The organism is Polaromonas sp. P1_F2 (assembly GCF_056405735.1).
Genome location: NZ_JBFUBN010000002.1, coordinates 113,997 through 124,055 on the forward strand (window position 1 = coordinate 113,997; position 10,059 = coordinate 124,055).

Annotated in this window: 4 protein-coding genes; all 4 read left to right on the forward strand. The window is 63.3% G+C overall.

All coding sequences use genetic code 11. The features are described 5' to 3' along the window. Positions 1–567 precede the first annotated feature (567 nt). The 4 genes from AC1D0O_RS04455 to AC1D0O_RS04470 are packed head-to-tail and all read left to right on the forward strand — an operon-like array spanning position 568 to position 10,054. Positions 568–1,815, forward strand: coding sequence for a TolC family protein (locus AC1D0O_RS04455; protein ID WP_477652345.1), 1,248 nt, complete (start codon positions 568–570; stop codon positions 1,813–1,815). Then, positions 1,812–3,986, forward strand: a complete 2,175-nt coding sequence (locus AC1D0O_RS04460; RefSeq protein WP_477652346.1) for an ATP-binding cassette domain-containing protein — start codon at positions 1,812–1,814, stop codon at positions 3,984–3,986. The genes AC1D0O_RS04455 and AC1D0O_RS04460 overlap by 4 nt, the downstream gene beginning before the upstream one ends. Then, the gene (locus tag AC1D0O_RS04465) at positions 3,983–5,152 is read left to right on the forward strand and encodes a beta-barrel domain-containing protein (protein ID WP_477652347.1); all 1,170 of its coding nucleotides are present in this window, start codon (positions 3,983–3,985) and stop codon (positions 5,150–5,152) included. The genes AC1D0O_RS04460 and AC1D0O_RS04465 overlap by 4 nt, the downstream gene beginning before the upstream one ends. A 42-nt stretch (positions 5,153–5,194) precedes the next feature. Continuing rightward, a complete protein-coding gene (locus AC1D0O_RS04470) occupies positions 5,195–10,054 on the forward strand; it encodes a beta strand repeat-containing protein (protein ID WP_477652348.1) in 4,860 nt (1,619 codons plus the stop codon). Positions 10,055–10,059: the final 5 nt, after the last annotated feature.

Consider the following 10,059-nt stretch of genomic DNA (forward strand, 5'->3'; position numbering starts at 1 on the left):
CGCGAACGTTCCCATGACCCGCGACTGCTTCAAGCCTGCGCGGTATCCCGGTTTCGGACGACCTGCACATCCTTGCAGCGACTCATTCATGGCGCCGCGATGTCAATCAATTTCAAAGTAATCAACAAAGATTGTCCGTAGAAAGACTATGTCAGAAAAACTTCGTAACCGCCATCGATAAGCTGAAACCTGCTTTGACATTCTTGCTTGCTTCCCGGGATTTGCACGCGGTGGGTCTATTAGGGCAATGCGTTTGTCGTCTGTATTTCAGATTTTCGTTTAGTGGGACGGTTATTGTGAAAAAAGTATCTGAAAAAAAAATCCTGACGGGAGCGGCCAATTTCGCAGATGGCGCTTCCAGCATGAAGTGCAACAGCCTGGCAGTGGCCGGCGGCGTCCATGTACGTCGCTGACCAATTCACCTGCCCATCTCGCCGTGTGTCCCGCATGAAAGCACTGCCCGCCCTTGCGCTGCTGTCTCTAGCACTCTGCGTTCCTGCGCACGCACAGAACGAAGCCGTCCCGCCGGCATCCAGGACCACCGACACGGCAGGTATCCAGCTTGCCATGACGGCACTTTGCGCCACATGCGGCGTCCTGTACGCGCAGGCCGATCAAGCCGTCCCCGCTTTGCAAACCAAGGAAAACCTGGGCCTTCGCCAGCTGTTGCAGATGGCCGTCGAGACGCATCCCAGTATCGCCAGCGCGCGCTTTGACCAGCAGTCCGCGCAAAGCATGATCGAAGCTGCACGCCAGCAGTTCTGGCCCGCCCCCGGCGTGCAGACAGATTCATTGTCCGGGCGCAGCGCCACCACCTTCCGCCTCACCCAGCCTCTCTGGACAGGCGGAAAACTCACCGCCGACCTGCGGTTCTCCGAGTTGCGTGAACTGCGCGCGCGCGAAGCGATTTCAGATACGCAGATCACCCTCGCCACGCGCGTGGCGGGCATCGCGCAGTCCTATCTGCTGAACACCGGACGCCGCATCGCCCAGGAGCGCAACGTCGAAACACTGATCGGCCTGCTGCGCATGATTGAAAGGCGCAGCCAGGCGGAAGTCTCCGCCACGTCGGACGTCAACATGGTGCGGACACGGCTTGCGCAGGCCCAGGCCGATCTCGAATCCTTCCGTGCCCTCGAAAACTCCGCCCTGGCGCAGTTGGGCAGTGCGATAGGGCGGCCCCTGGCGCCAGGTTCGCTCGAGCTGCCGCCCGCACCGCCGCGCCCACCCATGCTTGCGCGGCTGCTTGAGCGCGCCGTGCAAGACAACCCCCATCTGCGCCTCGCTGAAATCGACACGCGCCTGGCCGCCATCGAGATAGACCGCACGCGTTCCGCCATGTGGCCAACGGTGTCCTTGCGGTTGGAGCGCCAGGTGGGTGAATACCCGGGTTCCGCCGCGGCCGGCAATCGTGTTTTTGTGTCTATGCAATACGCTCCAGGCTCCGGCCTGTCGCTGGGCTCCCAGATCGAGGCCGCGGAGCGGCGCCTGTCAGCGGTCCAGCGCACTGCTGAAGCCGGCCGGCGGGATATCACCGAGCGTGTGGAGGCCGAATGGCGTGACCTCGAGTCCATGCAGCGGCGCTTGCCGGAGCTGCGGCGCAGCCGCGAAGGCGCCACTGAAGTGCTCGCTTCCAATCGCCGACTCTTCGTCACCGGGCGCCGCAGCTGGATCGACCTGCTCAATTCCGTGCGTGAGATCGCCCAAGCCGAGCAAGCCGAAGCCGAAGCGCGTGCCGGCAGCATAGGCGCCTATTACCGCCTGGGCCTGCTGCTCGGCATCCCGATGTGGTCCCCAGAAAGCGAGCTCCCGTGAACACTCCGCCCCCGGTCAATACGCCATCGTCCGCCGCGCAGAGCGTGCTTTGGCTGGCTCGCCGCCTACCCGACATCGTCAAGGACTTGCGACCCCTGCAATCGCACATGATGGTCGAACTTGGAAGCCACCTGGCCGCCGCTCAGGAACAAGGCCTCACACGCGACGGCCTGAAAGCCTGCGTCGACTATGCCTTTGCGTCTATGGGTGTGCACTCGCAGACCTGGAGCGAAGGCAGCACGGGGGCCCGGCTGCCCGCCGTTGCCTTACACCCCGACGTCGGCGCCTTCATCCTGCACCAGCACACGCCTGCCGGTGGCTGGTTGCTCGAAGACGCATCCGGCAACCGCCACGTCACGGTGCTGCCTCCGGGCGCCCTGTATACCGAAATCCAGGCAAGCCAGGCCACGGGCCCCGGCCTCTACCGCACGGCCGGCGAGCTGTTTCGCGGCGCGCTGCGCGACAACCGGCGCTACTTCATCCACGCGGCTATCGCCTCCGTTGTCATCAACCTGTTCGGCCTGCTGACCTCTCTGTACAGCATGCAGGTCTATGACCGCGTGATTCCCACGCAAGGGCTGTCCACCCTTTACGCGCTGACGGCCGGTATCGCGGCAGGCATCCTGCTGGAACTGATCGCCAAATTCGCGCGCGCCACCATCACGGAGCATTCCGTCCGCTCCATGGACGTCAACCTCTCGCACAGCATCTTCGAGCGCCTGTTGCGCGTGCGCATGGACCAGTTCCCCGCCAGCGTCGGCACGCTTTCCGCCCAGCTGCGCAGTTACGAAATGATCCGTTCCTTCGCTTCCTCGGTCACGCTGTACCTGTTGGTCGATACGCCTTTTGCCATTCTTTTCCTGGCCGTGATCTACCTGCTGGGCGGCCCCCTGGTCGCCGCGGTGCCGGTGCTGTTCTTCATCGTGGCGTTGACCGTCGGTTTTCTATTTCGCCGCGGCATGGAACGCCATGCGCTCTCAGGCCAGGCCGCATCCAACCGCAAGCTGGGCCTGCTGGTCGAGGCGGTCGAAGGCGCGGAATCCATCAAGGCCAGCGGCGCCGGCTGGCAGTTCCTGGCCCGCTGGAACGGCTTGACCCGCATCAACATTGACGAAGACATGCGCCTGCGCCACCTCGGCGACTCGGCCACCTATTACGCTGGCTTTTTGCAGCAGATTAGCTATGTGCTGCTGGTCGCTACCGGCGCTTACGTCGCGTCCACGTCCACCTCGCTCACCGCGGGCGGCATCATTGCCTGCTCCATCATCTCCGGCCGGGTACTGACACCGGCCGGCATGCTGCCCGGCCTCATGGTCCAGTGGGCCAACGCCAAGTCGGCTATGCGCAGCCTCTCGCATATCTTCAGCCTGGAACAAGACAACCACGCCGTCGAGCGCCCCCTGGCTATCGACCGACTGCGTGGTGAAGTCACCGTGCAGAATCTCGAATTCGGCTACCGCGGCCATGCCACCGTGCTGCAACTGGAAAACCTGCACATCAAGCCCGGCGAGAAAGTCGGCCTGCTCGGGCCGGTCGGTAGCGGCAAAAGTACTTTGCTCAAACTTCTGTCCGGCATGTACATGCCATCCAAGGGCCGCGTCTCGCTCGACGGCATCGACCTGCAGCACATCTCGCGGCCCCATCTCAGCGACCGGCTGGGCTACCTCCCGCAGGATGTGCGGCTCTTCGCCGGCACCTTGCGCGACAACCTTACCACCGGAGTTCTCGGAAAAACCGAGCAGCACCTGCTTGCCGCCTGTGAACTCACGGGCCTGCGTCAGGTGATTGCCGCGCATCCCAAAGGCTTTGACATGCCGATTGCCGAAGGCGGAACCGGTGTGTCGGGCGGGCAAAAGCAACTGATCGCGCTGACGCGTATGGTTCTCGCCACGCCCGATGTATGGCTGCTCGACGAGCCTACGGCGTCCATGGATGAAACCCTAGAGGCGCGCACCATTGCCGCATTGCGCGCCAGCGTGCAGGTCGACCAGACGCTCATCCTCGTGACCCACAAACCTGCGCTGTTGCAACTGGTGGAACGTCTGGTCATTCTGTCGCCCACCGGCGTCGTCATGGACGGGCCCAAGGCGCTGGTGCTGCAGGAGCTTGCCGCTCGATCCCGCCCCGCACCAGCAGGACGTCCCGGCGCGCCACTGGAGGCCGTCGCATGAAATCCGCGTACCCCACACCGCCGGCCCTGCACTCGGCACAGCGGCTCATCGCCCTGCTGATCCTCATCATCGGCTGCTTTTTGGCGTGGAGCTTGTGGTTCGACGTTGAGCAGATCGCGCGCAGCACCGGCCAGGTGATCGCCAGTTCGCGCACCCAGCTGGTGCAGGCCACCAACGACGGCGTGATCGAAAAATTTCTGGTGCGCGAAGGCAGCCACGTCAAGAAGGGCGACATTCTTGTCATGCTCGAGCGTGAGCAAGGGCAGGCCTCACTCAGTGACAGCCGCGCCAAGGTCGCCGCCCTAAAGGCCGCGCTGGTGCGCCTGCATGCCGAAGTCCTGGGTCGGCCGCTGGTCTTCCCACCCGAGGTGCAAGCATTCCCGGCTTTTGTCAGCAACCAGACCGAACTCTTCCAGCGCCGCCAACGCGCGGTCAACCAGGAAGCCGCCGCCCTGCAATCCATGCTGGCATCCACACGCGACGAGCTTTCCATCAGCGAACCCTTGCTCAAGAGCGGCGACATCTCCCGCGTCGAAATTATCCGGTTGCAAAAACAGGTCGCCGAACTCGAAGGCCAGATCACCAACCGGCGCAACAAATATTTCCAGGACGCCCAGGCCGAGATGACCAAGGCCGAAGAGGACCTCGCCACGCAAGAGCAGGTGCTCGCCGATCGCGCCACCACCTTTGAGCGCACCGAAATCCGCGCGCCCGCCCATGCCACCGTGCGCAACATCCGCTTCACCACCCTGGGCTCACGCGTCAAGGCCGGTGACGTGGTCATGGAACTGACGCCCAGCGGCAGTGACCTGGTGGTGGAAGGAAAATTCAAGCCCGCCGACATTGCCGGCATCCACGTCGGCCAGCCGGCCGCCGTCAAGCTTGACGCCTATGACTACGCCGTCTACGGCGTGCTGTCCGGCACCGTGAAGTACGTCAGCGCCGACGCCCTCACCGAAGACACCCGCGCTGGCGAAAACATTTACTACCGCGTGCAGGTCCAGCTCGACCCGGTGCAACGGCATCACGTGACCGGACATAAGCCCATCGAAATCCAGCCCGGCATGACGGCGAGCATCGATATCCGCGGCACCAGCCACTCGATCTTCCGCTATCTCACCAAGCCCATCACCAAGACTTTTTCCGAAGCCTTTTCCGAACGCTGACTGTTTGATTTCCTTTTTCTTTGTTTAACCAGGAGACTTGCCATGAACCAGATGCCCCACCAAGCCCACGACAACACCGTTGCCAATTCAAGCCCGGTGCATGCAGAGAACCTGCCGGTCACAGCCGCAGCCGCAGCCGCAGCCGCAGCCGCGCAAGCCGTCGTCCCCCAGGCGGTTGTCCAGCAAGGCACTGTCGCCGAAAAACCGTTTATTGCGCCCAAGCCCGCAACAGCCGGCAAGGCACCGCCTCCCAACGCCGCTGCCGCCATCCAGATGGAGCAGGAAGCCACTGCCAGCAAGGCTCACCAATCCGCCGACCAACTCCTGCGCAAAAAACGCCTCGGCGAATCCGGTGACGACCAGAACGCTGAATCATCAGTTGATACCTACCAGGAACAAGTGGTCGCCGCCGCCACCACCGAATCAGCCGCCACGCCGGCGGAAGAAGCCATGGCGGCCGGGGCTTCCAGCGCGGCCGCTTCCGATGGCGCGGCATGGCTTCCCGTTATCGGCGGCGGGCTCGGCCTGGCCGCTATCGGTGGTGGCGGTGGCGCGGCCGCCGCCGCCGTGGCGGCCCCCACCGTGAGCACTTTTGCCGTCAGCATCGGTGCGGTCGCCGGTCCGGTCATTGCGGGGCTCAACTACAAGATCTACGACGCGCAAGGCAATGTGGTGGCCTCCGGCATCACTGACACTAGCGGCAAGATCACCGTCAACCTGGCCAGCACCTATGCCGGCCAGGCCTTGCTGATCAAGATCACAGACGCCAACGGGGCCGCTCCTGACTTCCGCAGCGAAACCGCCGATGCGGCAGGTGGGGGTACGAGCCTCGGCGGCACCTCAATGCGTGCCGCCTTTGTGGCCACAGGTTCCGCCCAAAGCATCACCGTCAGCCCGGTGACCGAACTGGCCGTGGAAAAAATGGGCATTACCACCGATGCCGCCACGGCCTCCGCCTCCACCATCACCGCCACCAACGCCTCTGTCGGTGCGACTTTTGGCGTGTCCGACATCCTGGGTGCCGTCACCACGGTGCTCAGCGCCGATTACAACGAAGCCAACGGCCTCAACGCGGCCGAGATCTACGGGCAGTTGCTGGCCAAATTTGACGGCTACGACCACACCCCCGGCGGCAGTATCAGCGCCACCTTGGCGGCTTTCCTGGCGGCCATCAACACGGTCGATCCCGTTGCGCGGCAAACCGCACTCAACAATTTGCTGACCACCGGCGCCGCCACTTTTGAAGCGGGCGTCAATACCGGCCCGGTTACGCTGGTGAATAACCCCACCCTGATCATTACCGACAGCGTAGGCGGCACCGGCGTCACCAACCACGCGGTCACCTATACCTTCACCTTCAGCGATGCCGTGACCGGCTTCGACGCCGGCGACATTACCGTCACCAATGGCACCAAGGGTGTTTTCACCGCGGTCAGTTCCACGATTTACACCCTGGTTGTTACGCCCACGGCCAGCGCGCAGGGTGCCGACATCGGCGTGACGGTCAACTCGGGAACAGGCGGCATCGGCCACCACAGCACTATGACCGCCACCATCGCCCAAAATGCAGGCGCCCGGCCCTATGACACCATCGTCCCGGTCGCACCTGGTACGCCCGACCTGTTGGCCGCCAGCGACACCGGCGGTTCCAATACCGACAACAACACCAACAACAGCACGCCCACCCTCACCGGCACGGCGGAAGCCAATTCCACGGTGACTTTGTATGACACGGACGGCACCACGGTGCTTGGCACGGGCCCGGCCACGGCCGGCGGCACCTACTCCATCGTAAGCAACACGCTGACCGGTGGCCCGCACACCATCACCGCCAAAGCCACCGACGCAGCCGGCAACGTCAGCGCCGCATCCAGCGTCTTGACAATCGTCGTGGATACGACGAATCCAGCCGCTGCCGTCATCAACGTGGTCGCCACCGACGACATCGTCAACGCCGGTGAACAAGCGACCATCATTACCGGCACCAATGAGGCAGGCGCCACGGTGGCCCTGACCCTGGGCGGCAACACCCGGGCGGCAACTGTCAGCGGCACGACCTGGAGCTACACCCTCGCCCCCGCCGACATCGCCGCCATGGGGGAGGGTGCCAATAAAACCCTCTCCGTCACGCAGACCGACGCGGCCGGCAATACCAGCACCGCCGCCACGCGTGACATCTCGGTGGATACCGGCGTGCCGGTAGCGGCCACCATCAATGCGGTCGCCACCGACGACATCGTCAACGCCGGCGAGCAGACCACTGCCATCACCGGCACCAACGAGGCCGGCGCCACGGTCGCCTTGACCCTGGGCGGCAACACCCGGGCAGCCACCGTGAGCGGCACGACCTGGAGCTACACCCTGACCGGCGCCGACATCACCGCCATGGGCCAAGGCACCAATAAAACCCTCTCCGTCACCCAGACCGACGCGGCCGGCAACACCAGCACGGCGGGCACACACGTCATCTCGGTGGATACCCAAGCGCCCACCGTCTCCACTGTAGCCCTGACCAGCGCCACCCTGATCCAGAACAACACCCTGAACGCCGGCGACACCGTGACGGCCACGATCAACTTCAATGAAGCGGTCACGGTCACCGGCGCTCCGCAACTCGCCCTCGACATCGGCGGCACCGCAGTGTTCGCCAGCTACGCGGGCGGCACAGGCACCACGGCGCTGACCTTCAGCTACACCATCCTGGCAGGGCAGACGGATGCCAACGGCATTGCGGTGGCGCTCAACAGCCTGGCACTCAACAGCGGCACCATCAAAGACGCGGCAGGCAACGTCGCCACCCTGAACCACGCGGCCGTTGCCGACAACGCCAACTACATGGTGGATACCATTGCCCCGGCAACGCCCAGCGCGCCAGACCTGGCGGCAGCCAGCGACAGCGGCAGCTCCAGTACCGATGACAACACCCGCAACACCGCGCCCACCTTCACCGGTACGGCCGAAGCCGGCTCCACGGTCACCTTTTATGACACCGACGGCACCACGGTGCTGGGCACCGGTGTCGCCACAGGCGGCAATTACTCCATAACCAGCAGCACGCTGAGCGGCGGCGCCCACACCATCACCGCCAAAGCTACCGACGCCGCCGGCAACGTCAGCACCGCCTCCAGCGGCTTGATCATCACCGTGGATGCCACCCCCCCTGCAGCGCCAGGTGTTGCGGACCTGGCGGCTGCCGATGACAGCGGCAGCTCCAACACCGACAACAACACCAGCAGCACCACACCGACTTTCACCGGCACCGCCGAGGCCGGCTCAACGGTAACTCTGTACGACACCAACGGCACCACGGTGCTGGGCACCGGCGTTGCCACTGGCGGAAATTACTCCATCACCAGCAGTGTACTGAGCGGCGGCGCCCACATCATCACCGCCAAGGCCACCGATACCGCGGGTAACGTCAGCATCGCCTCCAGTGGGCTGACCGTCACCGTAGATACCAGTGCGCCCGCAATGGGCACCACGTCTTTCAATGCGGCCGAGAACGGCACCGCCGTGGCCACACTCACGGCCGCCGATGCGAATGCCCTGACCTGGAGCACCACTTTGACCGGCGCCGATGCCGGCCTGTTCTCGCTGACCACAGGTGGCGTTCTCACCTTCAATGCCGCGAAGAACTTCGAAGCGCCCGACGACAACGGCGCCAACCGCGTCTATGACCTCGGCGTACAGGTCAGCGACGCGGCCGGCAACAGCACCACGCAGGCCATCACCGTCAACCTGACCAATGTGAACGAGGCACCCACCTCGGTCGGAACAGTAGCGGCGCAAACTGCGGTCGCCGGACAAGCCTATTCCCTGGGCCTGAGCAGCTATTTCTCCGACGTGGATGCCGGCGATACGCGGCACTACAGCGCAACGGGACTGGAGCCCGGCTTTGTCATCGACCTCAATACGGGCATCCTCAGCGGCACGGCGAGCACCAACCATGCGGGCAGCCCCGTCGTCGTTACGATGACGGATTCGGGAGGGCTCAGCACCACGCAGACCTTTAATTTCGGTGTCGTTACGCAGCCCAGCCTGACCAGCAGCATTGACGACGTCACAAACTTTGACGTTACCTCCAACATTGTCCTGACGGCTTCCGAAAATGTCACCGCGGTGGCGGGCAAATTCATCCACATCGTGAATGACGGTGGCACCGGCTACCAAGGCGAGTCGACTGTTCACAGCTTCGATATTGACGTTACCGATGCAAGCAAGGTGACCATCAGCGGTAACAAGATCACCATCAATCCCGATCTTAAATTCGATCTGGATCTTGCCAACAACTACCACATCCTGGTCGATGCCGGCGCCTTTACAGGAATGGTCAGCGGGCAAGGCAGCACCGCAGTCAGCAGTGTGACTTCAATGAATTTTGCAACAGTAACACCGGGGTCGGCCTCGACGGGCGGTTTGGCCGCAGCCGTCACATCCGTGATGATGGCCAATGGCGTCGATGCCGTTTCGACCGGGGCCAAATGGCTGGATGTCGTTGGCGTTGGTGACCCGACTGGCTCAGCCACAGCGGCAGGCGCCACTTACGATCTTTCAACAGGCAGTTTTGTCATCGTGGGCGGCAAAGACAATGACTCCGCCGGCGGAGATGGCAGTGCTTATGACGGCATTACGGTGTTGAATACCTACTGGGTGGCGCTCATGGGTTTTGGCGCCAATGACACTATTTACATTGACGATCAGTTCAATGATGTGGCCAAGGTGAATGATTTTTCCCTGTCGTCGTACAACGCAGCGACGAGCAATCCACCGACTTCGGTTCAGTTTGCTTCCACAGCAGGCCAAGCCTTTCTCGATGTGACTGTGCCCGGATTGAATCCGACGTTTACCAGCCTGGCAGAGTTCCAGGCCGCCACCAGCAATCACGCCGTCATTAGCGGTTAAATCGG

What these genes read in the sequence shown, in the direction of transcription:
- AC1D0O_RS04455 (WP_477652345.1), top strand. Translation starts at nt 568, where the DNA reads ATGACGGCACTTTGCGCCACATGCGGCGTCCTGTACGCGCAGGCCGAT.
- AC1D0O_RS04465 (WP_477652347.1), top strand. Translation starts at nt 3,983, where the DNA reads ATGAAATCCGCGTACCCCACACCGCCGGCCCTGCACTCGGCACAGCGG.
- AC1D0O_RS04470 (WP_477652348.1), top strand. Translation starts at nt 5,195, where the DNA reads ATGAACCAGATGCCCCACCAAGCCCACGACAACACCGTTGCCAATTCA.